This is a genomic window from Actinoallomurus vinaceus (assembly GCF_039542055.1).
Taxonomy (GTDB): Bacteria; Actinomycetota; Actinomycetes; order Streptosporangiales; family Streptosporangiaceae; genus Actinoallomurus; species Actinoallomurus vinaceus.
The window spans coordinates 165,602-190,945 of record NZ_BAABHK010000018.1; the positions used below are offsets into that span (position 1 = coordinate 165,602).

The following is a 25,344-nucleotide window of genomic DNA, read 5'->3' on the forward strand; positions in this document are numbered from 1 at the left end:
AGGCCCTACGTACGGGCGGCGGCGCGGGTCTCGGTCTCGCGCCGCTCCGGGGTGCGGACGTGCTCGGGCAGCAGGCCGAAGACCATGATCCGGGCCATGGTCTGCGACAGCAGCCGCCGGCCGGTCCGGGTGTCGAGGACCCGGGGCAGGCGCAGCTCGGCGTTCGCCAGCGCCCGGTCGACGACGTGACGCTGGATGACCTGCTGCACCGTCTGGGTGCCGATCGTCGGGACGGCCCGGCGCCGCTGGACGCGGCGCACCAGATCCGGATTGAGCGTACGGTCGAACCTCGCGGGGTCGGACTGGGCGCGGTAGAGCGGCTCGGCCAGCAGGTTGGCCGTTGCCACGGCGTCCTGCACGGCCAGGTTGATGCCGACGCCGCCGATCGGCGACATCGTGTGGGCGGCGTCCCCGATGGCGAGCAGGCCCGGCCGGTCCCAGCGGTGGAGCCGGTTCAGGCCGACCTCGAGGAAGGCGACCTTGTCCCAGTCTTCGATCTCCCCGACCCTGTCGGCCAGGGTGGGCATCAGGCCGGCGAGCCGGTCCCGCAGATCCGCGAGCCCCCGGGCCCGGACCTGCTCGTACGAGCCTTTGGGGATGAGGAAGGCGATCTGCCAGTAGTCGCCGCGGTCGATCATCGCCGCCATCTCGCCCTGGCCGACGACGCCGCCGAGACCGCGCCCGTCGCCGGGCCGGCGGGAGATCCGCAGCCACAGGACGTCCATCGGCGCGCCGAGTTCGGTCGGGACCATGCCGGCGGCCCGGCGCAGATCGGACCGGCGGCCGTCCGCGGCGACCGTGAGCACGGCCCGCAGGTCGTGCTCGCCGGAGGCGTCGCGGTACCGCAGTCCCCGCACCGCGCCGTCCTCGTCGATCGGGCCGATGACCTCGGCCTCCATCAGCAGCCGGAACGCCGGAAAGCGGCGTGCGTGGTCGGCCAGCAGGGTCAGGAAGTCCCACTGCGGGATCATCGCGATGTGGCGGTACTTCCAGCGGGTGAACCGCGTGAGGTCGGCGTCGACCATCGGCCGGTCCCGCGTCCCGATCCGCAGGGTCGTCAGGTTCTGGTGCGGCAGACGCTCGAGCTCGTCGACCAGGCCGAGTTCGTCCATCAGCCGCAGCGTGGACGGGTGGACGGTGTCGCCCCGGAAGTCGCGCAGGAAGTCCCCGTGCTTCTCCAGAACCGTCGTCCGCACCCCGGCGCGCGCGAGCAGGAGGCCCAGCATCATCCCGGCGGGGCCGCCGCCCGCGATCGCGCAGGTCGTGTTCTGAACGTCCGGCATCGCGGCCTCCTGTGCTAGGGGAAGCGCCCCTGTGCCCATACCCGCAGGCCACGGCGGGCAACCGGCCACCGCCGCGCCCGCCGAGCACCTGACCCATCCCCCGCCTGGCGTGCCCGCGCTTGCCGCACCCGGTCTGGCCCGCGATCGGCCCAACCCGCGTTCGTCCTGGCCCGCGCCTGCCCCGACCCGGCCGGGCCCGCGATCGCCCCAACCCGCGCTCGTCCTGCCCGCACCCGGCCTGGCCCGCGCTCGGTCCGCGCTCGGCCGGTGCTCGCCCCAACCCGCGCTCGCCCCAACCCGCGCTCGTCCTGGCCCGCACCCGCCCCAACCCGCACTCGTCCTGGCCCGCGCCTGCCCCGACCCGGCCGGGCCCGCGATCGCCCCAACCCGCGCTCGCCCTAGCCCGCACCCGGCCTGGCCCGCGCTCGGTCGCGCTCGGTCCGACCCTCACCCGGCCTGGCCCTCACCCGGCCTGGCCCGCGATCGGCCCGCGATCGCCCCAACCCGCGTTCGTCCTGGCCCGCGCCTGCCCCGACCCGGCCGGGCCCGCGATCGCCCCAACCCGCGCTCGCCCTAGCCCGCACCCGGCCTGGCCCGCGCTCGGTCGCGCTCGGTCCGACCCTCACCCGGCCTGGCCCTCACCCGGCCTGGCCCGCGATCGGCCCGCGATCGCCCCAACCCGCGTTCGTCCTGGCCCGCGCCTGCCCCGGCCCGGCCCGCGCTCGTCCGGCCCGCCGCTCGTCCAGGCGGGTGGCCGGATACGGACATGTGCTGTCACGCGCTGAGACGGGATCCGTACGATGCGTTCATGTGGTCCCCCTCGCCGTTGGTCGGCCGTGGGGCGCAGCTCGGCAGGGTGCGATCGCTGCTGACCGGCGCATCGGCCCGCGGGGTCGTCGTCGCCGGCGCGCCCGGGGTGGGAAAGACACGGCTGGCCGCGGAGGTGATCGCCGCGCTCGACCCGGCGCGGTTCACGGTGGCGCGGGCGCAGGCGACGCTGGCCGCCTCGGCGCTTCCCTACGGATCGTTCGCGCACCTGCTGCCCGCCGGTCCCGTCTCCGGGGGCCGTGCCGACGGTCCGGGCTGGGCGGCCGACGCGCTGCTCGCCCGGCAGGGCCGGGGCACGCTGGTCCTGGCCGTCGACGACGCGCACTGGCTGGACCCGGCGTCCGCGGCGCTCGTCCGCGACGTCGTCGCCCGGGGCGGTGCCCGGCTCCTCGCCACCATCCGTACCGGCGAGGAGGTCCCCGCCCATGTGCGGCGGTTCTGGCAGGACGGCCTCGTGCCGCGGCTGGAGCTCGGGCCGCTGTCGGAGGCGGATACGGCGCGGATGCTGGCGGACTCGGTCCGCGGCCAGGTGGAGGCGGCGACCGCGCGGCGCCTGTGGCGGATCACCGAGGGCAACCCGCTGTTCCTGCGCGAGCTGATCCTCGCGGGCGCCCTGACCGAGAGCCGCGGGGTATGGCGGCAGACCGGCGACCTGCCCGCCGTGCCGCGGCTGTACGAGCTGATCGGCGGCCGGATCGGCGAGGTCGACGAGGAGGAGCGGGAGGCCCTCGAGTTCGTGGCGTTCGGCGAGCCGATCGGCGTCGATCTCGTCGCCGGCCTGACGTCGCCGGACGCGGTACGGCGCGTGGTCGACCGGCAGATCGTGACGGTGATCGTCGACCGCCGCCGGCGGCTGGCGCGGCCGGCGCACCCGCTGTACGGCGAGGTGATCCGCGGGATGACCGGGGGGTTACGCGCTCGGAGCCGGTTGCGGCGGCTGGCGGAGGCCACCGACGCCACCGGGCTGCGCCGGCGTGACGACGTGCTGCGCGTCGCGGTCTGGCGGCTGCGCAGTGACAGCGTCACCGACCCCGCGCCCATGGTCGCGGCCTGCCGGCTGGCCTGGGCGGCGCACGACGTGGACCTGGCCGTACGGCTGGGGCGGGCGGCGCTGGAGGCCGGCGGCGGCGTGGACGCGGCGGTCGCCCTGGGCTCCGTCCTGCATGTCGCCGACCGGCCCGCCGAGTACGAGGCGGCGCTGCGCCGGGCGGCCGGCGCGGCGAGCACCGACCGCGAGCGCGCGCTCGTCGCGGCGGCCCGCGCCCGTACCCTCCACTGGGGCCTCGGACGCGCCGCGGAGGCGCACCGCGTCCTGGACGCCGCCGAGGCGGCGATCGGGGATCCGCGGTGGCGCCAGGAGGTCCTGACGGTCAAGGCGTCCTGTCACGTCCTCGCCGCGCGGATCGACGAGTCCCTGGCCCAGGCGGACCGGGTCCGCGCGATCGGCCCGACGGCCGCCGGCGTGGCGGCTCAACTGGCCGCCGTCGAGGGCCAGGCGTTCGCCTTCACGGGGCGTACGGAGCGCGCGACAGCCGTCGCGGACGCGGCGTTCGCGACGGTCCGGGGCTGGCGGGACGAGGTTCCCGGCGCCTTCGCCGAGCTCGGTCTGGCCCGCCTCATGGCCCGCGTCTTCGCCGGCGACCTCGCCGGGGCCGAGACACTGGCCGACGCCGCGTACCGCGAGCTCGGCGAGCCCGGCACCTGGGACATGGGCGTCATCGTCCTCGCCGCCCTCCGCGGGCAGATCCGCCGCATGCGCGGCGACGTCGGCGCGGCGGCCCGCTGGTGCCGCGACGCCGTCGCCCGGTTCGGCGACGCGCCGGCCGGGTTCGCCGGGCTGTGCTTCGGCGAGCTCGCCCACGCCACGGCCCTGATGGGCGACGTCCCCGCCGCCGAGGAGGCCCTGGCCGAGGCGGAGCGGCGCGCCCTGCCGACGTACCTCGCGCCGGACTTCCCGGCGGTGCTGGCCCGCCCCTGGATCCCGGCCGCCCGGGGCGACGTCGGCCGGGCCGTCGAGGTGGCGCTGGCCGGTGCGGACCGGGCACGGTCCCTCGGTCTGGCGGCGTTCGAGATGTTCGCGCTGCACGACGTCGTACGCCTGGGCGCGGCCGATCGCGCCGCCGGCCGGCTCTCCGCCCTGGCCCGGCAGGTGGACGGGGCCCTCGCGCCGCTCTTCGCACGCCACGCCGCCCTGGCGGGCGACGGCGCCGGCCTGGACGCCGTGTCGGCGGAGTACGAGCGCCTCGGCATGGCCTTGTACGCCGCGGAGGCGGCGGCCCAGGCCGCGGCGGCGCACGAGTCCGCCGGACGAGTCCGGGCCGCCCGCACGGCGAGCGCCCGGGCGTGGACCACGGCCCGCCGGTGTCACGGCGCCCGCACCCCCGCCCTGGCCACGATGGCCACGCCCGAGCTCACGCCCCGGCAGCGGCAGGTCATCCATCTCGTCGTCGCCGGATCGAGCAACCGCGAGATCGCCGAGCGCCTCGGGCTCTCGGTGCGCACGGTCGAGAACCACCTGCTCCACGCGTACGAACGCCTCGGCGTCGGCGACCGCGCCGAGCTCGCCGACCTGTTCGGACCGTCCGCTCGCCCGCCGGCCGTGAAGGCGTGACCGGATGACACGGCCGGGGGTTCGTTACGAAGCGGGCACGCCGCCGCGCCGGCCGTTCCTCCGCCGTGAAGGCGTGACCGGATGACACGGCCGGGCGTTCCCTACGATGCGGGAGTGCCGTCCCGCTGGCCGTTCGTCGGCCGTACGGCACAGCTCGGCGCGGTGCGCTCCATCCTCGGCGACGGGACCCATGGCGGTGTCGTGGTGGCCGGTCCCGCCGGAGCGGGCAAGAGCAGGCTGGCCGCCCAGGCCGTCTCCGGGCTGGAGGGCTTCACGGTGGCGCCCGTCCGTGGCACGGTGGCGGCCGCCGACATCCCCTTCGGCGCGTTCGCCCACCTGCTTCCGGAGCGGTTCCCGGCCGTCGCCGGCGTCAACCCGCTCCGCTGGGCGGCCGAGGCGCTGCGTCCGCCGGCCGGCGACGCCCTCCTCCTGACGGTCGACGACGCGCACCTGCTCGACGCCACCTCGGCGGCGCTCATCCACCAGATGGTGCTGCACCGCAGCGCCCGCCTGCTGGCGACCGTCCGCGGCGGCGAGCCCGCGCCCGATCCCATCGTCGCGCTGTGGAAGGACGGCCTGGTCCGGCGCCTCGAACTCGAGCCGTTGCCGGTCGAGGAGACCGGCCGTCTCCTGGCCCAGGTGCTCGGCGGGCAGGTCGAGTCGGCGACCCTGCGGCGGCTGTGGCGGGTCACCCAGGGCAACCTGCTGTACCTGCGGGAGATGGTGATGGCCGGCCGTACGGCCGGGGCCCTCGAGGAGACCGGCGGGCTGTGGCGCTGGCACGGCGACCTGTCCCTGACCCCGCGGCTCCGCGACCTCGTCGAGGCCCGCATCGGCGACATCGACGCGGACGAACGCCGGGCCCTGGAGTTCGCCGCGTTCGGCGAGCCCCTGGGCGCGGACATCCTCATCCGGCTCACCGGAGCGGTGGCCGTCGAGCGGTGCGAGGAACGGCAGCTGATCACGACGTTCCGCGACGGGCATCGGCTCCAGGTGCGCCCGGCGCATCCGCTGTACGGGGAGGTCGTCCGCGCCCACGCGGACTCCGGCCGGGTCCGCGAGATGCTCGCCCGGCTCGCCGACGCCGTGGAGGCGACCGGGTCACGACGGCGGGAGGACGCCCTCAGGGTGGCGGTCTGGCGGCTGGACAGCGGCACCGCCAGGCAGCCCCTCCCGCTCATCGCGGCGTCCCGCCTGGCGATGTCGGTCTTCGACATCGCGCTCGCGCAGCGGCTCGGCCGGGCCGCGGTCGACGCGGGCGGCGGGCCGGCCGCCGCCCTGTCGCTGGCCTACACCCTCTTCTTCGACGACCGGCCGGAGGAGGCCGAGGAGATCCTGCGCCGCTCCATGGGAACGCCGGCCACCGACCAGGAGCGCTCCGTCTACGCGCGGACCCGCGTTCTCGGACTCGCGTGGAGCGTCGGCGACGACGCCGACGCGCAGCGGGTGGTCGACGAGGCCGCCGCCGCCGTCACCGACCCGGTGATCCACCAGGATCTCCTCGTGCTCAGCGCCTTCGTCCACTTCTTCGCCGGGCAGCCGCTCGCCTCCGACCGCCAGCTGGCGCAGGCGCGCCGGCTCGGCGACACGATGACCCCCGCGAGCACCGCCCAGGCCGCGGTCGTCGAGGGTCTCCGGCTCGCGCACGGCGGGCACCCCGGGCGCGCGCGGGCGCTCGCCGACGCGACGTTGCGGGAGGTCGAGCGCTGGCGCGACGACGCGCCCGACGCGTTCTGGAGCCTGCAGTGCGTCCGCCTGCTCTCCCACCTGTTCGAGGGCGATCTCGCTGCGGCCGACGAGGTCACGAACCTGACCCGGCGGCTCATGCGGGAAGAGGCGCCCTGGCGACTCGGTATGGCCGGCTTCGACGGCCACCGCGCCCAGATCCACGTCATCGCGGGCCGGCCCGCCGACGCCGTCCGTTCCTGCCGCGACGGCATCGCCCAGCTCGGCGAGCACCGCACCGGGTTCGCCGGGCTGTGCTTCGGCGAACTCGCGCACGCCTCCGCACTGCTCGGCGACGTCGCGACCGCCCGTACCGCCCTCGCCGCCGCTGAGGGGCGATCGCTCAGGACGTTCGTGCCGATCGACTTCCCCGGCGTGCTCGCGCGCGCCTGGGTGCACGCCGCCGGCGGCGACCTCGGCGCGGCCGTGTCCGCCGCCCTGGCCGCAGCCGACGCCGCCGAGACCCACGGGCTGCGCTGCTACCGGATGTTCGCGCTGCACGACGCCGTACGCCTCGGCGCGGCTCCTCTCGTCGCCGAGGACCTGGCCCGGCTGTGCGCGACCATCGACGGCCCGCTCGCCGCCGTGTGCGCCCGGCACGCGGCCGCCGCCGTCGCCGCGAACGCCGCGGAACTCGACGCCGTCTCCCGCGCCTTCGAGCGAATGGGCATGCCCCTGCACGCCGCCGAGGCCGCCGCCCAGGCCGCCGCCGCGTACGCCCCGGGCGACCGGGCCGGCGTCTTCGCCGCCTCCCGGGCCTGGGCCCTCGCCCGGAGCTGTCAGGGGGCCCGCACCCCCGCGCTGGGCGACCTGACGGCGCCTCGGCTCACCGCGCGGCAATGGGAGATCGCCCGGCTCGCGGCCACCGGACTGAGCAACCGGGAGATCGCCGACCGTCTCGTGCTCTCGACCCGCACGGTCGCGAACCACCTGGTCGGCGTCTACGGCCGGCTCGGCGTCGGCGACCGCGCGGCCCTCGCCGACCTGCTCGGCGCCCTCGACGCCGCAGTTGAGTAGGGCGTACTCATGCTCCGCCCGCCTGGCGTTTCTAGCGTGGCCATCAGCCGCCGAACCTCCGGCGGCGAGACGGGGAAGGGGCAGAGATGGCCAAGCTGTACGCGTCATGGGTGCCGGGGTACTCCTGCGTCGCCCAGAGCATGGGCCCGCCGACGCTCGCTCCTAACAACCAGCCGTTCGTCGACGTCAACGGGCTGCGCGAAGGCTTCGGGGCCTACTACTACCTCAAGGAGGGCCAGAGCAACTGGTTCCACATCGCGATCCCGACGCCGGTCATCGTCGAGGACCGCCGCGCGACGCTCGGCCGGGTCATGATCCTCTTCTCGGTCACGGCGCAGTTCGGCGCGCTGCGGTCGGTGCACGTCTGGGACGGCCCGAACCGCATCCTGCAGCGCGACGGGCTCAGCGTCGACGGCAACCACTCCGGGAGCCTGGACGCTTTCAACACCTTCAACGTCAACCATGACGGGATCGCGTGGGGCGTCGGGATCTCCATGCTCTTCTCGGCGCCCGGGGGCGCCGAGATCTACTTCGCCTCCGCCGGCGGCGACTTCTTCCACAACATCTGACCCATCGCCCGGCCGTTGCGGGGGCGCCGGCCGGGCCCTTTCCAGCCCGCATCAGCCCTGCGGGACCACCAGAGCAGACGGGGAGACCGGCGTCATGACCGCCAGAACATCGATCCAGGATCTGTCCGGGCCCCGCCGCGGCCTCGGCCGGAGAACCAGGGGCCCGCTGGCGGCCATGGCGTTCGTCGCCACTCTGCTCGCCGGCTGCAACAGCGGCGCCGTGAACGGCTCCGGCGGCGACCACGGCGGCTCCGGCGGAAGCGGCGGCCACGGTGGCGGAAACGGGAACGGAGGTGGCAGCGGCGGCGACCGATACGGCTTCGGCCTGCCCGACGGCCCGAGCAGCGGTAATCCCCCTGCCTTCGTCTACAACTTCATCCGTAGCAAGCAGTGCGATAAGGCGCAGAAGGAGATGGAATATCAGGGTTTGGACAAGGACGGGAGCAGCTACGGGAAGATAATGAAGATCGGCATCGCGGTGTGCCGACATGACCTGGACACCGCGCAGGACGGTCTTCGAACGCTCACCCGGCCCTCTTTCGATTCGCACAACTGGTTCCTCTGCGAGCTTTACCGGGCCTCCGCGTCCGTCGTCTACCAGCGGCCGAGATCGGCGTACGGGACCTGCCCGGCGCCTGAGCCGGAACCCTCCGCCCCCTCGTCGCCCGGAGGAGGAGAATCGTCCGGGCCCGCGACCTCCACCGGCCCCTCCGACTCCCCGGAGTCCTCATCCGGAACCGGCGGGTGACCCATGCCGGACGGGCACCCGGAACGTACGGAGGCCTCGGCGGGAGGGCGGGAGACGGCGCCGGGAACACCGACCCCTCCCCCTGGAACGGCACCCGACGCGGGCACTTCGATCTCCCGCCCGGGCGCTCCTGAAACGGGGACACCGACCTCCCTGCCAGGCGGCCCGGAGACGAAAGCGGCACCGCAAGGGGGGACGGCGACGGGCGAGGCCCCCGGTGAGGGCGGGAAGGACAACGAGATCCTCCGCTGGATCTTCGGCGTCGTCGCCAACGCCACCGTCCTGACCGCCCTGTTCGTGTACTTCGGCTGGCGGCGCAACGACGTGCAGTCGAGGGAGCTGGGGTTCGACGAGAGCATCCTCGGCATGCCCACCCGCGACTACGTCCTGCGCAGTGTCCTACCGGTGCTCGTGCTGCTCCTGGTCATCGCGGTCGGCGGGATGGTATGGCTCCAGTGGGACGACCGGCTGGTGCGGCGCATCCACGGCAAGGGGCGGGACGACCGCGTCGTCCGGTGGACGCTCCGGATCCTGCCGTTCGCCTGGCTCATCCTTCCGGGGCTCGTCTGGGTCCTCGGCTACGTCTGGCGGGCGACGGCCTACGTCGCCTTGCCCTTCGGCATCGGCGCCGGCGCCCTCCTCATCCTGTACGCCGCCCACCTGCGGAGCATGCTGCCCGGCGCGGCCGAGCCTCTGCCGGGGCGAGTGCCGCTGCTGCGCGCGTTCATCGCGATCATCGTCGGCGTCACGCTGTTCTGGGGGACGTCCAACTACGCCGAGGTCCGCGGCTACGCATTGGCGGACCACTTCGCCTCCCACATCGGGGGCCTGACCCAGGTCGTCGTCTACAGCCCCAAGCGCCTGTACCTGACCGCGCCGGGTGTGACGGAGACCACGCTGACCGACCCGCAGGCCGCCTACCGCTACCGGTACACCGGCCTGCGGCTCAACCTCCACACCGGCGGTCACTACGTCCTCGTCTCCGACGGCTGGACTCCGACGCACGGCGTCGTACTACTGATCGCCGACAACGACCCCGTACGCCTGGAGTTCGTACGGCAGCGGTGAGCCTTTATCCGGCCGGCAGAGAACGAGCGAACCGCCGGGCCGTGCGGCTCAGCAGACCCATGACACAAGCGAGCGAGAGGACGGCACCCCAGAATGCCGCAGGCAGGAGGATAAGGGCGCCTGGAAGGGTCGGCCATTCGCCTGATGGCAATGGAAGCATTTTGAAGGAGAGGTAGGTGCCGAAGCAGGCCATCAGGGTCTCCAGGCCGATGACCGTTCGCCGTACTCCCTTCCTGCCGGGCTTCAAGTACAGCGCCAGCGCCGCGGAACCCGCGGCGAAGCACGGGGCGATGACGGCCCAGGCCGCGGTCGCCCCGTCGAAGTGGGGAACGCTGCCGGTGTAGAGATAGCTCAGAGCGGAGGGCGAGAGGCCAAAGGCGAGAAGCGCCCAGATCGAGGCCTGAACCGAGAGGAGTATGCGGGCCGACAGCACCGATATGGGCGCAGGATGCCGCGCTGGGCCGCCCGGCCCCATATACGCATAGGACATGATCGGAGCGTACTCCCGCCCCGGCCGGCCCTTCATGGCGCATTCCGGGAACCAACCGAATGACGCGATCCGGGGCCCCGGCACGACCGCCGAGGGTATTCGTGGCCAGGACCCCGAAAACCCTCGGCGTGGAGGCCGGGAGTCAGAACGCGGCGTCGAGCCACTCCTGGAACGTCGGGCCGGTGAGGGTGGCACCCGGGCCGGGCAGCAGCGCACCGGCCCGTACCACGTCGCGGTCCGGGTCCGCCGGGTCCTCCGCGCCTTCGACGCGCACCGGCTCGCCGCGCCGGGCCGCGAGGCGGGTGGCCATGTCGACGAGTTGTTCCTCCCGCGGACCGGCGATCTCCAGAATCGGCGCCTCGCCCGGGCCCGTGGCGGGCGCCGGTCGGGCACCGGTGACCAGGTCGGCGAGCGCCCGGGCGACCGCCTCGGCGGCCACCGGCTGTACGCGCATGACCGGCACGTGACTCACCGCACCCTGCCTGCCCCACTCAAGCGTCTGCCCGGCGAACTCATGGAACTGCGCCGCACGCAACACGATGACCGGAACCGAACCCGAGACCACGGCCCGCTCCTGCGCCGCCTTGGCCGCCATGTACCCGCCGGAGAACCGGTCGACCCCCAGGATGGAGAGCACGACCAGCCGGCGCACGCCGGCCCGCTCCCCGGCCTCCTGCAGGTTCCGGGCCGCGGCGGTGAAGAACTCGGTGGCCGCGGCCTGATCGGTCGTTCCGGCGTTGGCCACGTCGATGACGCCCTCCACGCCCTTCAGGGCCGCGGCCAGACCGTCACCTGTGACCACGTCCACACCGCCGGAACGTGACATCGCGACCACATCGTGTCCGCCGTCCTTGAGCACCGCCACGAGATGACGCCCGACCATCCCCGTCGCCCCCGCTACCGCGATCTTCATCTACCTGCCCCTGTCCCATCGGCTCGCTCTGATCCGTCATCAGGGAGACGACGTATGACCTTGGGATGTGACAACGCGACCTCGGAAATCCCAACAGAGTGACGGCGGTCCCGACGCCCAAGCCGCACGATCACGCCGTTTGACCCTTACGTAACAGGAGGGCCTACCTTCCGAGCCATGAAGATCGTGGTTCACGACACGGCGTCGGCCATGCTCGACCTCCTGCGGCGACCGCTGGAGGAACGGCCCGACGCCCTGCGAGAAATGCTCAGCCCGCTCCAGAGCGCGATGTCCGCCGCGATGGGCGATATCGACCTGGTCCAGATACACCAGATGGGCAGCGGCTTCCGGCTCGACCGCGACGATCCCCGGCACGTGCCCGCTCTGCGTCAGATGCAGGACACGGGCGTGTGGAGCCGGGTCGAGGACTCTCTCGCCGCCGCGTGGGAGCGGATCAGCGGTGCGGTGCCCGGCATCGAGCACGCCGAGACCGTGGACGTCGTCCTGGTGCTCGGCGACCCCGACGACCACCACCTCACCGTCCGCAGCGCCGGCTACTTCGGCATGGGCGGGATCCCAGGCGCGATCCACCTGCTGATGTGGCCCACCGAGACGAGCCTGAAGAAAATCGGCCACGCCGCCGCCCACGAACTCCACCACAACGTGCGCTACGCGAACGTGGTCTGGAACCCGATGGCCGTCACGGTCGGCGAACAGGTCGTCGCCGAGGGACTGGCCGAGGCGTTCGTACGGGAACTGGCCGGCGAACAGGCGATGGGCCCCTGGTCGCAGGGCCTGACCGGTGCGGAGCTGGACAGCGCCTACGAGAAGATCACCGCCGGGATCGACGTGGCCGGGATGCGGAACCTGCCCGCGTACGTCTTCGGCGACGCCACCGCGCGGCTCATGGGGCAGCAGCCCGTGGGGCTGCCGGACTTCGCCGGGTACGCGGCGGGACTGCGGATCGTGGACGCCCACCTGGCGGCCTCCGGTCTGACCGCCGCCCAGAGCACCGCCCTGCCGGCGCGCGAGATCCTCGTCAACGCGGGCGTACCGACCAACGCGTGACCACCCGGACGGGATCGCGCGGGCGCGTTTCGTACGAACAACCGATTGGTTGGCATTGCCGGCCGACAGCGGTCCGCCGCCCTCGACGCATGCCGGCTCCGGCGACCTGGAACCGGCATACGTCGGGGGCGGCGGCATCGCGACCGGGCGCAGAGCTCGGTGATGACGACCACTCTTGGGCGATTTGCCCGGGGGATGGCGACTCGCACATTCCGTTTCCGAGCATTCGGCCCGCGCCAACGGGGGCGCCTGGTGACCCACCCGCCCCTGCCCGCTGCCCTGCGGCGCGGGCGGGGCCCTCAATCGTCCGGCCGATCGACCGCCCCGGCCGGTGGGCACGATGCCCGCGTCAGCGGGCGGCCGGGATCGTCCGGTGCTCGCGGACGCGGTTGTGACGCGCGGTCTCGACGGTGCGGTCGGCGACCGGCTCGAGTGCGGCGCGGCGGCGCATCCAGAAGTTGTTCCGCGCCCAGTCGAGGCCGTCGCGGCTGTCCGCGCCGGCTAGGGGTCCGAGTACAGCGAGCGCGACGAGAATCGCGACCATCGCCAGCATGGCGATCTCCTCCGTCATCAGTGTTCTGCTTTCTTGCTGCTTACATTGTCGGCCCTTAAACCATGAAGGTCCAGCGAGCATTACTGCATGGAACGTGTAAGACTTGCTGAATGATTGACCTGGCCCGGTTGCGGGTGCTCCGCGAGCTTCAGCTGCGCGGCACGGTCGGCGCGGTCGCCGGCGCGCTCGGCTACAGCCCGTCCGCGGTGTCGCAGCAGCTGGCCCAGCTCCAGAAGGACATCGGGGTGCCGCTCACCGAACGTGTCGGTCGCCGCCTGCGGCTGACCGAGGCTGGCGAGACGCTGGCACGCGCCGCCGAAGGTCTCCTCACCCAGGCCAAGCAGGCCGAAGACGCCGCGCGCGCCGCGTGCGGACTGGTCGCCGGGACCGTACGGCTCGTCGCGTTCCAGACCGCCCTGCTGCACGTGGTGGCACCCGCCCTGGAGGTGCTGTCCGCCCAGTACCCGGATCTCGTAGTCGAGGTGCTCGATGACGAGTTCGAGCACGCCTTGCAGGCGCTGGTCCTGCAGGAGGTCGACCTGGTCATCAGCAACGAGTACGACGTCCTCCGTCGGCCGCGCACCGCCGACCTGATCGACGAGATCCTGCTCACCGAGCCGACCCGGCTGATCCTGCCCGCCGGGCACCGCCTCGCCGCCTCGGAGTCGGCCGTACGGATCGCCGACCTCGCGGGCGAGGTGTGGGCATCCGGGCACCCCGGCACATCGCACGCCGAGATCACCGAGCGGCTGTGCGTGGAGCATGGCGGGTTCCGCCCCGAGATCCGGTACCGCTCGAACGACCTGCTCGTGAACCTCGCCCTCGCCGCCCACGGCCAGGCCATCGGCTTCCTGCCCGAGCTGGTCCGCTTCACCGAACAGTCCGGAATCGCCGTCCGCGACCTGGCCGACGCGACCGTACGGCGCCACGTGATCGTCTGGACCCGCAGGGACGGCGACGTACGGCCGTCGGTCCGCGCGGTCCTCGACGCCTTGCGGGCCGCGGCCGACACGCTGGCGGCCGAGCATCCCGGCGTCGCCCGCCCTACGTGAAGGCGATCACATGGCCGGCGACGTCATCCCGGGCCACGACCAGCGCGTCCTCGTGGGGCGGCCCCCACGGCGGCGGGTCGTCGTCCTCCAACCGCAACCACGATAGGTATTCGGTCGCTCGTGGCCGTCGCTACATGCCCGGCCCGGGCGTCAGCGGGATCGGCGGGGGGCGGCGTCGCGTTCGCGGCGGACGGTGGGCTTGCGGCCCTTGATGGTGGTCCTGCGCAGGGCCTTGATCACGTCGTCGGCGGCGCCTTCGGGGATCTCGACGAGGGAGAAGCGGTCCGCGATCTCGATCGTGCCGATGTCGCGCCCGGACAGGCGGGACTCGCCGGCGATGGCGCCGACCAGGTCCTGCGGCCGGATCCCGGCGCTGCGGCCGGCGCCGACGAACAGCCGTGTCATGCCCTCGGCGGGTCCGCGGCCGCGGCGTTCGCGACGGTTGCCGTCCCGGCGGTCGCGGCCGTCACGCCCATCGCGCTCGGGCCTGGGGGCGACCTCCGGGATCTCCTCCTCGTCGACCGTCGCCCCGCTGGAGTCGTACGCGAGCTTGACCGCCGCGAGCGCCACCTCCATGACGTCGAACTCCTCGGCGAGTGGCTCGACCACGCCGAGGAACTGCTGCAGGTCGTCCTCGAGAAGGCTCTCCTGCAGCGCCGCGCGGGTCAGCTCGAAACGCCGGGCCCGCAGGTCGGCGACGGTCGGGACCTTCTGGACGGTGATCCGCTGCTTGGTCTGACGCTCGATCGCCTTGAGCATGCGGTGCTCGCGCGGCTCCGCGAGAGTGATCGCGACGCCCTCGCGGCCCGCGCGCCCGACGCGGCCGATGCGGTGCACGTACGTCTCGGGCGCGGAGGGGACGTTGTAGTTGACGACGTGGGTGAGCTGCTCGATGTCGAGCCCTCGCGCGGCCACGTCGGTGGCGATGAGCAGTTCGGCGGTGCCGCCCCGCAGCCGCCCCATGACCCGGTCCCGGTGTTCCTGGCTCATCCCGCCGTGCAGGGCCTCGGCGCGGTAGCCCGAGCCGTTGAGGTTCTCGGTGAGGGTGTCGACCTCCTCACGCGTCCGGCAGAACACGATCGCGGCCGTGGGCGCCTCCACGTCGAGCAGCCGCCCGAGCGCCGCCGGCTTGTGGGCGCGGCCGACGACGTACGCCTCCTGCCGCACCTTCGGCGTCTCGCCCGGCGCGGCCGTCTCGCGGCCCATCTGGATCCGGGCGGGTTCGCGCAGGTAGCGCCCGGTGAGGCCCTCGATGCGCGGGGGCAGCGTCGCCGAGAACAGCACGGTCTGGCGTTCCTCGGGGGTCTCCTGCAGGATCGCCTCGATGTCCTCGGCGAAGCCCATGTCGAGCATCTCGTCGGCCTCGTCGAGGACGACGACGCGTACGGTGTCCAGCCGGAGCGTGCCGCGCCTGATGTGGTCGAGGGCCCGTCCCGGTGTGGCGACGACGACATCGACTCCGCGCTCGATCGACTTGATCTGCCAGCCGATCGGCTGGCCACCGTAGATCGGCAGGGCGCGCGCACCCAGCTCCCGGCCGTACCGGTGGAACGCCTGGGAGACCTGGACGGCCAGCTCACGGGTCGGCACGAGCACGAGGGCGAACGGGCCGGCGCCCCGGCCCTCCGATATCCGCTGCAGGATCGGCAGCGCGAACGCCGCGGTCTTGCCCGTCCCCGTCGCCGCCTGCCCGACGAGGTCGCCGCCCTCGATCAGCGGCGGGATCGCCTCCCGCTGGATCGGGGTGGGCTCCTCGTAGCCCAGACCGGACAGGGCGTTCAGCAGCTCCGGCCGCAGCGGCAGGTCCGTGAAGCCCGTCGTGCCGTCGACCGTGCCATCGGCCGTGCCATCGGACTCATTCGGGGTCGTCATCGACTCGTCCTTCCCAAAGCTCACCTCTACGCCTACACCGTCCCGTTCGGCGTCGTTCGACCACCCCGGGTTGGAGCGTTCCCGACGGGGCGGGAGCCGTCCGCGCGGAAGGCGCGGAAGTGAAACGCTCGGGGCGGGGATGTTCTGCGGCGGCACCCGTCAGGGCTTGCGCCCCACGCCCGCGATCGCCCAGACATCCCGGGGGTCGACGGAGGGTTCGCCGGGGTCCGGGCGCCACGCCGGTACATGGACGATACCGGGCTCGGCGAGTTCGAGCCCCTCGAAGTAGGTCTCGACCTCCGCCCGGGTGCGGACGTTGCGCCGGCGCGACCCGCGGACGATCTGCTCGTCCTGGTAGAGCGCGGACAGCTGCTCGGTGACCTCGGGACGCACGTCGGAGATGGCCTGCGTCATGACCAGGTGGCTTCCGGGAACGACCGCCCGGCGCAGCCGGTCGACGACGCTCCGCGCGACGTCGTCCTCCGGTATCACGCCCAGTACGCCGACCAGCACGACCCCGACCGGCCGCCCCAGGTCGATCAGATCCGTCAGCCGCGGATGGGCGAGCAGTTCATCGGGTTCGCGCAGGTCCGCGTGGATCGCGGCGGTCCGGGCCGTGTGTGTCAGGAGCGCCTGGGCGTGGTTGACGACGAGCGGGTCATTGTCGACGTAGACGACCCGCGCGTCCGGGGCCGCGGCCTGCGCGACCTCGTGCACAGGGCTCTGGGTCGGCAGCCCGCAGCCGATGTCGACGAACTGCCGGATCCCGGCCCCCACGAGGAAGCGCACCGCCCGGTTGAGGAACTTCCGCGACTCGCGCGCCATCATGGGCAGCTCAGGTGCCAGGGCGAGGGCCCGGTCGGCGGCGGCGCGGTCGGCGGCGAAGTGGTCCTTCCCACCGAGCATGTAGTCGAGCATCCGGGCTTCGTTCGGCATCGTCGGATCGAAGCCCGACGACCGCGACGCTGACTCCACGTGTGCTCCCTCGCGAACCGCCACGGCGAAATCATCCCAGAAAGCGGCACTTACCGTTGGACCATCAAAGAGCCGTCTAAAGCGGTCCGTCCGGAAGGTCCTCCGGCTGCACAATCGTCAGATCCTCCTTCGTCGGCGCGCGCAGCTCCGCCACCCGCTGTGCCTGCTGCTCGGTCACCCGCTGGAACACCTGCCGGGCCGCGCGGCCGTTGCCGAACCGCGCCCCGCGCGGGTAGCGCTCGAAGTAGTCCAGCAGGCGGGCGAGGGTGTCGTCCGGCAGGTGGTAGTCGTGCTGCCGGGCCTGGTGCTGCACGATCCGGACGAGTTCCTCGGAGGAGTAGTCCTCGAAGGTCAGCGTGCGCGTGAACCGCGACGCGAGCCCCGGGTTGGAGTCGATGAACCGCTCCATGTCCCCGGGATAGCCGGCGGCGATCACGACGACCTCGTCGCGGTGGTCCTCCATCAGCTTGACCAGCGTGGCGATGGCCTCCTGCCCGAAGTCGTTGCTCTGCCCGTACGGCGCCAGGGCGTACGCCTCGTCGACGAACAGCACGCCGCCGAGCGCCCGCTTGAACACGGCCTGCGTCTTCGGCGCGGTGTGCCCGACGTACTCCCCCACCAGGTCGCCGCGGTCGGTCTCGACCAGGTGGCCGCCGGACAGCAGCCCCAGGGCCGCGAGGATCCGGCCGTAGAGGCGGGCGACGGTGGTCTTGCCGGTGCCCGGGTTGCCGGCGAACACCAGGTGCCGGGACAGCGGCGGCGGCGAGAGCCCCACCTCCTCGCGGCGCTTGACCATCTGCATCAGCTTGGCCAGGGAGGCGACCTCCTGCTTGACGCGGCCCAGGCCGACCAGGCGCTCGAGCTCGGCGAGGAGGTCGGCCAGGTCCTCCTTGCCCTCTCCGTTCGCGAGGGCGCCGCCGGCGGTCGCGTTCGCGGCGCCGGGGCGGAACACGGCGCGCTGGCTGCGCTCGGCGGACGGCATCGCGCTGGTGGCCACATTGCCGGTACGGCAGTCCTGGAAGACCGGCTCGGCGCCCTCCGCGACGGTGAGGTCCTCCTTCGTGTCGTGGATCAGACAGCGGCGCACGGTGGGCGTGGCGTGCGGTCCGACGAACAGCGCGGGAAAACCCGTCTCGGAGATGTCGCAGTCCTCGAGCACGCCCGCGCCGCCCTCGTTGACGTACACGCCGTTCTTCCCGCACCGGGCGATGGTCACCGACCGGACGCGCGGGCGGGCACCCGTCCAGATCACCAGCGCGCTGCCCTCGGTGTCGCAGATCTCGACATCCTCGATCCACGCCTCGCTGCCCTCGTCGAGGAACATCCCGGCCGAGCCCGTCCCCGACACGCGGCCCCCGCGGATCAGCACACCGGTGTCGGGCCCGACCTCGATCCCCGTGCGCACCACGTCGGAGAAGTCGCACGCGTCGAGCAGCGGCCGGTGCCGCGTGGTGATCTGTGCCCCCATCTCGACGTCGCTGATCCGGCACTCGCGCAGCACGGCGTCAGCGCCCTCGATCGACACTCCCGTCATCCGGGCCCGCTCGATCCGGGTCCGCTCGGCGAACAGGTCGGCGCGCTCGTCGACCCGGACGCCGTGCTCCGGCGACTCGCGGATGTGGCAGTCCTGCAACGTGGCCCGCGCGCCGCCGCCGAGGTGGACCGCCGTGAACGCCGTCCGGGCGATCTCGCACTCCCGCAGCGACACGACCGCGTCGCCCTTGCAATGGACGCCGTTGGCCGCCGACCGGGCGAAGACCGACCGGCGGGCGCGTACGGCGGCCGAACCGGTGACGACGAGCGCCGTCCCCGTGACGTCCACCGCGCGCACGTCCTCCAGCTCCAGCCGGCACGACCCGGTCGCCATGATCGCCACCGCGTCGGTCTCGCGGACCTGACAGTCCTTCAGCCGGGCGACGGCCTCGCCCCGGACGAGGACGCCCTCGGCCTTGGTGCGGACGATCTCGCACCCCTCGAGCCGGACACGGCGGTCGTCCAGGCCGGCGGAGGCACCTTCGGCCTCGTCGCCCCGGTGAGCGGCACCCGAGGCGGCCGCCTGCCCCGCGACCCCTGCCGAGTCCTCCAGGCGCACCCCCTGCGCGCCGGAGTCGTGCAGCTTGCACCCCCGGAGGTAGGCGTACGCCGCCGCTCCGATGGCCAGCGCGGCCTCTCCTGACCCGCTGACCTCGCAGTCGGTGAACAGCCCGTGGGCGCCGGCGGTCAGCTGCAGGCCGGGACCGCGCGCCCCGTCGACGACCGTTCGGACGCACTCGAGCTGGGCGACGCCGTCGAGGCGTACGCCCGCGCCGGCCGCCGACCGTACGGTGCAGTCCGCGACGATGCCCGTGCTCGTGCCCGTCACGCGCACGCCCGAGTCGCCCGCGTCGCGCACGGTGCAGCCGCGCAGCGTGAACGCCGCGTCGGTGAAGGTGATGCCGCCACCGCTGATCTCGCAACCTTCGATCACCGGAGTGCCGGAGCGGACCAGCACGGCCACGTCCGCCGACGCGGGCGCCTCGAGCGTCAGGTCGCGCACGGTGGCCGAGCAGCCGTGCAGACTGAGCGCCGGCCCGTGCGGCGAGACGACGCGTACAGTGCCCGCGCCCCTGGCGGCGACGATCGTGACGTCACGGTCGACGATGAGCGCCTCGTTGTAGATGCCGGGCGGCACGGAGACCACCGCGCCGTCGGCGGCGGCCCGCACGGCGGCGCCGATCGTCCGGTGCCCGCCCCAGGCTCCGGGCGCGACGCGCTGCCACCCCGCCTTGACCCTGCTCTCCCCCAGCGGTCCCTGCTGACCGGGCGGCCGCCGATCTCCCGGGGCTCCCGGCCCGGGGACCGGGGGCCGCGGGCCGGTCAGGACCGCCCGCCGATCGTCACAAGGGACCCACCGGCCGTCGCCGCGAGTCCGCCGATCCTCGCCCCGAGCCCGCCGGCCGCGGTCGCCCCAGGCCCGTGTGCCCCGGTGGCTGCAGGCCTGCCCAGTGCGGCCACCGCACGCCCTCGCATCCCGGGTACCCCGGTCCCGCGTCTCCCGGCCGCCGCCGGCCCGCGTGCCCTGGCGGCTGTTACCGTCACCGCGAGCACCGGGGGAAGAGGTGCCGCGGCGTCCGGCCGGCATGACCGGAAGTCCTCACGATCCGTGTTCCCTGGCATACCCACGCGATCAAGCTTGCCAGGCTCATCTGCCGCACGCGAGTGCCGCGATTTCACGATCCGGCGTCCGATACGTCTCGCTCGATCACGATGCCGCAACGCGCACCGGCACCGTTCCGGTGAGTGAGATCATGCCTTATGGCCTACCCTGCGCGACCGCCCGGCTACCCGAGCCGGGCGAGTATGCCGGACCGGCGGACGGCGCTGCTGGCCGGTCTCCGGCTGGCCGCCCTGGGGACGGCCGGCCTCGGAGCGGCCGGTGGCTGCGCGCTGACCGGTGGCTCGGGCGACTACCGGAAGGGGCCGCTGCCGATCGCGACCGGCGTCGCGGACGGGGTCTACTACCTGTACGGTCGGCGGCTCGCCGGGCTGATCGACCGTGAGCTCCCGGGCGTCCATACCTCAGTGGACGTCACCAGCGGGTCCGTCGACAACCTCCAGCGGCTGCGGGACGGCCGCGACCGGCTGGCGTTCGTGGCGGCGGACGCCGCCGGCACCACGACGTCCGGATCCGGTGTGCCGCTCCAGGCGCTGGCCCGCCTGTACGACGACTACATCCACCTGGTGGTCAAGGGATCGTCGGGCTTCTGGTCGATCGACGACCTGCGCGGCCGGGTCGTCTCGGTCGGCGGGAAAGGGTCGGGCGTGGAGATCGTGGCCCAGCGAGTGCTGACCGCCGCCGGGCCGAAGGTGGAACGACACATACGGCGGGTCCATCTGGGCCTGGAATACGCGGCCGCCGCGCTGCGCACGGGTTTGATCGACGCGTTCTTCTGGTCCGGGGGTCTGCCCACAGCCGGGATCGCCGAGCTGGCCGGGCGCCTACCGCTCCGCTTCATCCCACTGGGCGGGCTGGCGCCAGAGATCCGCCGACGCTACGGCCCGTACTACCGGGCGGCCACGGTCCCCGGCGGCACCTACGTGAACGTCGACGAGGTCCAGACCCTCGCCCTGGCCAACTACCTGGTGGCCCCGCCCGCTCTCGATGCCGGGCTCGCCTACCGCCTGACCGAGGTCCTGATCCACAACCGGAACGCCATCGCGGCGGCCGTACCCTCGGCCGAGCTGTTGGACGTGCGCAGCGCCGTCCAGACCGATCCCGTACCCCTGCATCCGGGAGCAGCGCGGTACTACCGATCCATCAAGCTTTGAAGGGCCGCCGCACCCTGTGAAGGGCCGCCGCAACGTCCGCCCATCACACCAGCGCGGTGCCCGGCCACCGTCGGCCGACGGGACGCCGATCAGGCATTGACGGCGGGCACGGCCATGGTCACCCGCAGGCCCGCCCCCTCGGCGGCGGCCACCTCCAGCCGACCGCCGCTCGCCTCGAGGAGGGTACGGGCGACGGAGATCCCGAGCCCGGAGCCGTCGACGTTCTGGTGGCCGGGGCTGCGCCAGAAGCGGTCGCCGATGCGGGCGAGTTCCTCGGGCGGCAGGCCGGAACCCTCGTCGATGACGCGGATCTCGACGTCGTCACCGACCGCGGCGATCTCGACGGTGACGGCCGATCCCTCCGGGGAGAACTTCAGCGCGTTGTCGATCACCGCGTCGAAGGCGCTGCCGATGCCGGTGGGGTCGGCAGCGCCCAGCACCGGCCCCTCCCAGCTTCGGCGCACCTCGATGGCGCGCTGGTCGGCGACGACCTGCCAGGCGGTGACGCGTTCGTCGACGAGCACGGCCACGTCGATGGCCTCCACCTCGGGGCCGCCCTCCTCGGCGAGGGCGAGTTCCAGCAGGTCGTCGAGGACGCGGGTGAGGCGCTGGGCCTCATGCCGGAGATCCTGGAGCTCCTCTTCCGACCCCGGGGGCAGGGACAGCGCCAGTCCCTCGAGCCGCAGCATGACGGCGGACAGCGGATTGCGCAGCTGGTGGGAGGCGTCGGCGACGAAGGCGCGCTGGCGTTCCATCGTGGCCTCCACCTTCTGCACCATCTCGTTGAACGACGTCGTGAGGCGGCGCAGCTCCGGAGGCCCGGTGGCGGCCGGCGCGCGCACGTCGAGCCGACCGGTCGCGATCGTGTGGGTCACCGCGTCGAGCGCGCGCACGGGCCGCAGAACCCAGGTGGCCAGCAGGTGGGCGAGGGCCAGGAACAGCAGTACGGCGACCGCCTCGGCGGCGGCGAGCAGCGCCCAGTTCCGGGCGACGGCGGAACGCATGCGGTCCGTGGGCGAGACCGTCACCACGGCGCCGATGACGTCGCCGTTCCGCGTCACCGGCGCGGTCACCACGAGAGGGCGGTCGTCCCAGGGCCAGATCGTGCGGGGCTCGGCGCTGTGCCGGCCCGCGAACGCCTGCCGCAGCCCGACCGCGATGTCGCCCGTCTCATTGTCGGGATAGCCGGGCGTGCTGACCCAGGTCGAGCGCTGCCGGTCGATCACCGCCACCGACACCCCGTACAGCTGGTGGTAGCGCGTGAGTTCGGAGCCGACGTCCAGGGAGGACGCGCCGATGGGAGCGCCCATGGCGCGTGCCGCGAATCGCGCCGTGTCGTCGAGGCGGTCCTGGAACAGCGCATCCTGGTGCTGCCGGACGATGCTCGTGGCCAGCGGGACGCCGAGCGCGAGCAGGCTGCAGATGACAAGGGTGTTGAGGACGAGAATCAGGCGAGCGCGCACGGTCGGATCAGGGTAGCGGGCGTCCGGAGCGCGGGCCCTCGGCGGACGGCCTCGTGATGCGCGGGCTTCCGGCCGATGGTCCGTTCGCCTTCGGAGCCTCCGCCGGCGGGTCCGTCACTTGTGGGCCCCCCGTCGAGGGGCCGGTCACCTGCGGAGCACCGGCCGACGGGCCTGTGGCCGGCGAGCCTTCCGCCGGCGGGCCGCCGTCGGGAGTGACGCGGTAGCCCACCCCCCGTACGGTCTGGATGGCGTCGGGCACCCTCAGTTTGGCGCGCAGGGAGGCGATGTGGACCTCCAGGGTCCGTTGGTTGCCCTGCCAGTTGGTCCGCCACACCTCGCTGATCAGCTGCTCGCGGGGGCAGACGACGCCGGGTCGGCGGGCGAGGACCGCGAGCAGGTCGAACTCCTTGCGGGTCAGGCTCGCGGGCACCCCGTCGACGCTGACGACCCGGCGGAGCCGGTCCAGGTGGATGCGCCCGGCGATGAGCGCGTCGGCGGGCGGCTCGGCGGGCCGGGCGCCGTCGTGCCGCGCGGTGCGGCGGCTGACGACGTGGATCCGCGCGATCAGCTCGCCGACGTCGTACGGCTTGACGACGTAGTCGTCCGCGCCGAGGTGGAGGCCGTGGATCCGGGAGCGCACGTCGGCCCGCGCGGTGACCATGATGATGGGGATGTCGCGGACGGCGCGGATGCGGCCGCACAGCTCGAACCCGTCGCGGTCGGGCAGGCCGAGGTCCAGCAGGATCACGTCCGGTTCGCTGTCGAGGCGCTCAAGGGCCTCCGCCGCCGTCCGCGCGGGCTCGACCTCGAAGCCGTGTCGCCGGAGCACCGAGCACAGTGCCGCGGCGACGCGCACATCATCCTCCACGACGAGCAGCCGCATCACCGCTCCTTCCTGTCCGACGTCACCGACGCCACGTATCGGGATCAATCAATCGCTCACCGTACCGGTCCCTCACCGCCGACCCGGCCGGGCCCGTGCGGTGAACCGGTCCGGGCCCTCCCGCCGGGGGGACGGAGGGGACGGGAGGGCCTGGACCGGAGTTCGGGTCAGCCCACCGGGGCCAGGTCGGCCTGCGCGGCCGCCGACTCGCCCGCGACCTCGCGCGACGGCCCCGCCCAGCCGCTGCGGACGCCCCAGGCGTAGAAGGCCAGCGACGTCACGGCGACGACGCCCATGTCCACGCCGTACGGGATCAGGTCGTGGCCGCCGAACTTCGCGCTGCCCAGCGCGGACAGCAGCACCATCCAGGCCAGGTAGGCGACGAGCCAGATGCCGGCCTTCAGGTGCGGGGCCCATCCGGCGAACCGCTGCCGCCAGCCGTAGAACAGGTAGATCGGCAGGCCGAGGGCCATGATTCCGACGACCTCACCGGTCAGCGGCCACTTCGACCAGTACAGGAGCAGGGAGGCGAACATGAACCCGGCCGGAGCGACGATCTTCAGCGCCGGCGCGCGGGCGGGCCGCTTCAGGTCCGGACAGGTCCGGCGCAGCACCATCGCCGACACCGGCCCGGTCACGTACGAGATGACGGTCGCGACCGAGATGACCTCGGCGAGCGATCCCCAGCCTCGGAACGTGAACAGGAAGACGAAGGAGACGGCCAGGTTGAACCACATCGCCGGCTGCGGGATGCCGTACTTCGGGTGGACGCGGCCGAGGATCTTCGGGAAGTAGCCGTTCTCCTTCATGCCCTGGATCATCCGGGCGGTGGAGGCGGTGTAGGTCATGCCCGTGCCGGACGGGGAGACGAACGCGTCGGCGTACAGGGTGACGGCGAGCCAGTTGAGGTTCCACGCCATCGCCAGGTCGGCGAACGGCGAGTTGAAGTCGATGCCGGACCAGCCGTGGCCGAGCAGGTGACCGGGGACCGCGCCGAGGAACGCCGTCTGCAGGCCCACGTACACGAGCGCCGCGATGACCAGCGCGCCGATCAGCGCGATCGGCACCGAACGGCCGGGGTTGCGCGCCTCACCGGCGAGGTTGATCGGGCTCTGGAAGCCGTTGTAGGCGAACACCACGCCGGAGGTCGCGATCGCGCTGAGCACCGCCGCCCAGCCGTACGGGGCGAAGCCGCCGTGGTGCGTGAAGTTGGAGCCGTGGAAGCCGGAGGCGATCAGCCCGATGACCGTCAGCGCCGGGACGGCGAACTTGACGATCATGATGAAGTTGTTCGCCATCGCGTACAACCTCACGGTCCAATAATTGAGCAGGAAGTAGACGACGACGAGGACGGCGGCGAGCGCCAGCCCCATCGGATGGAGTTCCTTCCCGTCGTACAGGCCCTTCGCCCAGTGCCACTTCCACGAGCTCATGTACTGGATCGAGGCCTCGGCCTCGATCGGGATGACCGAGACGATCGCGATCCAGTTCGACCAGCCGCCCATGAAGCCGACGAGCGAGCCGTGGGAGTACTGCGCGTACCGGACCATGCCCCCGGACTTGGGGAACGCCGACCCGAGCTCCATGTACGAGAGCCCGATGAGGATCATGATGCCGGCGCCGATGATCCACGCGAAGAGGGCCGCCGGTCCGGCGACCTTCGCGGCCTTCCAGGATCCGAACAGCCAGCCGGATCCGATGATCGAGCTGAGCCCGACCATGAGGAGCGAGAACGTCCCGAGTCGCCGCCGGTAGTCACCGGCCGACGCGGACCCGGACGGGGGTGACGCGTTCGCCATGGATCACTCCATATTCATTGCGCGCTTTCGCGGGGGGAGATTCGCGGGGGGAGAAAGGCGTGTCTCGCGAGATTTGGTCGAGGATCCACCCGCCCGGCGACGCGGCCCAAGACGTTTGA

Annotated in this window: 18 protein-coding genes; 8 read left to right on the forward strand and 10 right to left on the reverse strand. The window is 73.1% G+C overall.

Annotation, left to right across the window (positions count from 1 at the left end; all coding sequences use genetic code 11):
- Window positions 1-5: 5 nt before the first annotated feature.
- Complete coding sequence (locus ABEA24_RS43770; protein ID WP_345439894.1) at window positions 6-1,283, reverse strand: FAD-dependent oxidoreductase; 1,278 nt, start codon at window positions 1,281-1,283, stop codon at window positions 6-8.
- A gap of 808 nt (window positions 1,284-2,091) precedes the next feature.
- Between ABEA24_RS43770 and ABEA24_RS43775 the strand changes: the two genes are divergently transcribed.
- The 5 genes from ABEA24_RS43775 (at window position 2,092) to ABEA24_RS43795 (ending at window position 9,849) form a co-directional block, all read left to right on the forward strand.
- The gene (locus ABEA24_RS43775; RefSeq protein WP_345439895.1) at window positions 2,092-4,722 is read left to right on the forward strand and encodes a LuxR C-terminal-related transcriptional regulator; all 2,631 of its coding nucleotides are present in this window, start codon (window positions 2,092-2,094) and stop codon (window positions 4,720-4,722) included.
- A gap of 114 nt (window positions 4,723-4,836) precedes the next feature.
- The gene (locus ABEA24_RS43780) at window positions 4,837-7,464 is read left to right on the forward strand and encodes a LuxR C-terminal-related transcriptional regulator (RefSeq protein ID WP_345439896.1); all 2,628 of its coding nucleotides are present in this window, start codon (window positions 4,837-4,839) and stop codon (window positions 7,462-7,464) included.
- An 86-nt stretch (window positions 7,465-7,550) separates the two neighbouring features.
- Window positions 7,551-8,033: a hypothetical protein gene (locus ABEA24_RS43785; protein ID WP_345439898.1), complete on the forward strand. Its 483-nt coding sequence runs from the start codon at window positions 7,551-7,553 to the stop codon at window positions 8,031-8,033.
- A 94-nt stretch (window positions 8,034-8,127) separates the two neighbouring features.
- Window positions 8,128-8,781, forward strand: coding sequence for a hypothetical protein (locus ABEA24_RS43790; RefSeq protein ID WP_345439900.1), 654 nt, complete (start codon window positions 8,128-8,130; stop codon window positions 8,779-8,781).
- A gap of 3 nt (window positions 8,782-8,784) precedes the next feature.
- Window positions 8,785-9,849, forward strand: coding sequence for a hypothetical protein (locus tag ABEA24_RS43795; RefSeq protein ID WP_345439902.1), 1,065 nt, complete (start codon window positions 8,785-8,787; stop codon window positions 9,847-9,849).
- A 4-nt stretch (window positions 9,850-9,853) separates the two neighbouring features.
- Here the strand turns inward: ABEA24_RS43795 and ABEA24_RS43800 are convergent, their stop codons facing one another.
- Window positions 9,854-10,339: a hypothetical protein gene (locus tag ABEA24_RS43800; RefSeq protein WP_345439904.1), complete on the reverse strand. Its 486-nt coding sequence runs from the start codon at window positions 10,337-10,339 to the stop codon at window positions 9,854-9,856.
- A gap of 142 nt (window positions 10,340-10,481) precedes the next feature.
- A complete protein-coding gene (locus ABEA24_RS43805; protein ID WP_345439906.1) occupies window positions 10,482-11,252 on the reverse strand; it encodes an SDR family oxidoreductase in 771 nt (256 codons plus the stop codon).
- 177 nt (window positions 11,253-11,429) lie between these two features.
- Between ABEA24_RS43805 and ABEA24_RS43810 the strand changes: the two genes are divergently transcribed.
- The gene (locus tag ABEA24_RS43810) at window positions 11,430-12,320 is read left to right on the forward strand and encodes a DUF2268 domain-containing putative Zn-dependent protease (protein ID WP_345439908.1); all 891 of its coding nucleotides are present in this window, start codon (window positions 11,430-11,432) and stop codon (window positions 12,318-12,320) included.
- A gap of 349 nt (window positions 12,321-12,669) precedes the next feature.
- Here the strand turns inward: ABEA24_RS43810 and ABEA24_RS43815 are convergent, their stop codons facing one another.
- Window positions 12,670-12,891: a hypothetical protein gene (locus tag ABEA24_RS43815; protein ID WP_345439910.1), complete on the reverse strand. Its 222-nt coding sequence runs from the start codon at window positions 12,889-12,891 to the stop codon at window positions 12,670-12,672.
- Window positions 12,892-12,983: 92 nt separating this feature from the next.
- On the opposite strand from ABEA24_RS43815, the gene ABEA24_RS43820 reads away from it, so the two are divergent.
- Window positions 12,984-13,925, forward strand: a complete 942-nt coding sequence (locus ABEA24_RS43820) for a LysR family transcriptional regulator (RefSeq protein WP_345439912.1) — start codon at window positions 12,984-12,986, stop codon at window positions 13,923-13,925.
- Between the two features lie 150 nt (window positions 13,926-14,075).
- Here the strand turns inward: ABEA24_RS43820 and ABEA24_RS43825 are convergent, their stop codons facing one another.
- The 3 genes from ABEA24_RS43825 to ABEA24_RS43835 form a co-directional block, all read right to left on the reverse strand.
- Window positions 14,076-15,797 carry a DEAD/DEAH box helicase gene (locus ABEA24_RS43825; protein WP_345439914.1) on the reverse strand — a complete coding sequence of 574 codons (1,722 nt, stop codon included), beginning with the start codon at window positions 15,795-15,797 and terminating at the stop codon, window positions 14,076-14,078.
- A 159-nt stretch (window positions 15,798-15,956) separates the two neighbouring features.
- On the reverse strand, window positions 15,957-16,796 hold the full coding sequence (locus ABEA24_RS43830) for an SAM-dependent methyltransferase (RefSeq protein WP_345439916.1): 840 nt from the start codon (window positions 16,794-16,796) through the stop codon (window positions 15,957-15,959).
- 52 nt (window positions 16,797-16,848) lie between these two features.
- Window positions 16,849-19,476: a right-handed parallel beta-helix repeat-containing protein gene (locus ABEA24_RS43835; RefSeq protein ID WP_345439918.1), complete on the reverse strand. Its 2,628-nt coding sequence runs from the start codon at window positions 19,474-19,476 to the stop codon at window positions 16,849-16,851.
- 590 nt (window positions 19,477-20,066) lie between these two features.
- Here ABEA24_RS43835 and ABEA24_RS43840 point away from each other — a divergent pair.
- Window positions 20,067-21,080, forward strand: coding sequence for a TAXI family TRAP transporter solute-binding subunit (locus ABEA24_RS43840; RefSeq protein WP_345439920.1), 1,014 nt, complete (start codon window positions 20,067-20,069; stop codon window positions 21,078-21,080).
- Between the two features lie 89 nt (window positions 21,081-21,169).
- On the opposite strand, the gene ABEA24_RS43845 is transcribed toward ABEA24_RS43840, so the two are convergent.
- The 3 genes from ABEA24_RS43845 to ABEA24_RS43855 all read right to left on the reverse strand — a co-directional run bounded on the left by ABEA24_RS43845 (window position 21,170) and on the right by ABEA24_RS43855 (window position 25,225).
- Window positions 21,170-22,543, reverse strand: coding sequence for a sensor histidine kinase (locus tag ABEA24_RS43845; protein ID WP_345439922.1), 1,374 nt, complete (start codon window positions 22,541-22,543; stop codon window positions 21,170-21,172).
- 7 nt (window positions 22,544-22,550) lie between these two features.
- Window positions 22,551-23,426 carry a response regulator transcription factor gene (locus tag ABEA24_RS43850; protein ID WP_345439924.1) on the reverse strand — a complete coding sequence of 292 codons (876 nt, stop codon included), beginning with the start codon at window positions 23,424-23,426 and terminating at the stop codon, window positions 22,551-22,553.
- Window positions 23,427-23,593: 167 nt separating this feature from the next.
- The gene (locus ABEA24_RS43855; protein WP_345439926.1) at window positions 23,594-25,225 is read right to left on the reverse strand and encodes an APC family permease; all 1,632 of its coding nucleotides are present in this window, start codon (window positions 25,223-25,225) and stop codon (window positions 23,594-23,596) included.
- Window positions 25,226-25,344: the final 119 nt, after the last annotated feature.

Coding starts and splice junctions, on each gene's coding strand:
- ABEA24_RS43770 (WP_345439894.1), bottom strand. CDS start 1,283: ATGCCGGACGTTCAGAACACGACCTGCGCGATCGCGGGCGGCGGCCCC.
- ABEA24_RS43775 (WP_345439895.1), top strand. CDS start 2,092: ATGTGGTCCCCCTCGCCGTTGGTCGGCCGTGGGGCGCAGCTCGGCAGG.
- ABEA24_RS43785 (WP_345439898.1), top strand. CDS start 7,551: ATGGCCAAGCTGTACGCGTCATGGGTGCCGGGGTACTCCTGCGTCGCC.
- ABEA24_RS43790 (WP_345439900.1), top strand. CDS start 8,128: ATGACCGCCAGAACATCGATCCAGGATCTGTCCGGGCCCCGCCGCGGC.
- ABEA24_RS43795 (WP_345439902.1), top strand. CDS start 8,785: ATGCCGGACGGGCACCCGGAACGTACGGAGGCCTCGGCGGGAGGGCGG.
- ABEA24_RS43800 (WP_345439904.1), bottom strand. CDS start 10,339: ATGTCCTATGCGTATATGGGGCCGGGCGGCCCAGCGCGGCATCCTGCG.
- ABEA24_RS43805 (WP_345439906.1), bottom strand. CDS start 11,252: ATGAAGATCGCGGTAGCGGGGGCGACGGGGATGGTCGGGCGTCATCTC.
- ABEA24_RS43810 (WP_345439908.1), top strand. CDS start 11,430: ATGAAGATCGTGGTTCACGACACGGCGTCGGCCATGCTCGACCTCCTG.
- ABEA24_RS43815 (WP_345439910.1), bottom strand. CDS start 12,891: ATGACGGAGGAGATCGCCATGCTGGCGATGGTCGCGATTCTCGTCGCG.
- ABEA24_RS43820 (WP_345439912.1), top strand. CDS start 12,984: ATGATTGACCTGGCCCGGTTGCGGGTGCTCCGCGAGCTTCAGCTGCGC.
- ABEA24_RS43825 (WP_345439914.1), bottom strand. CDS start 15,797: ATGACGACCCCGAATGAGTCCGATGGCACGGCCGATGGCACGGTCGAC.
- ABEA24_RS43840 (WP_345439920.1), top strand. CDS start 20,067: ATGGCCTACCCTGCGCGACCGCCCGGCTACCCGAGCCGGGCGAGTATG.
- ABEA24_RS43850 (WP_345439924.1), bottom strand. CDS start 23,426: ATGCGGCTGCTCGTCGTGGAGGATGATGTGCGCGTCGCCGCGGCACTG.
- ABEA24_RS43855 (WP_345439926.1), bottom strand. CDS start 25,225: ATGGCGAACGCGTCACCCCCGTCCGGGTCCGCGTCGGCCGGTGACTAC.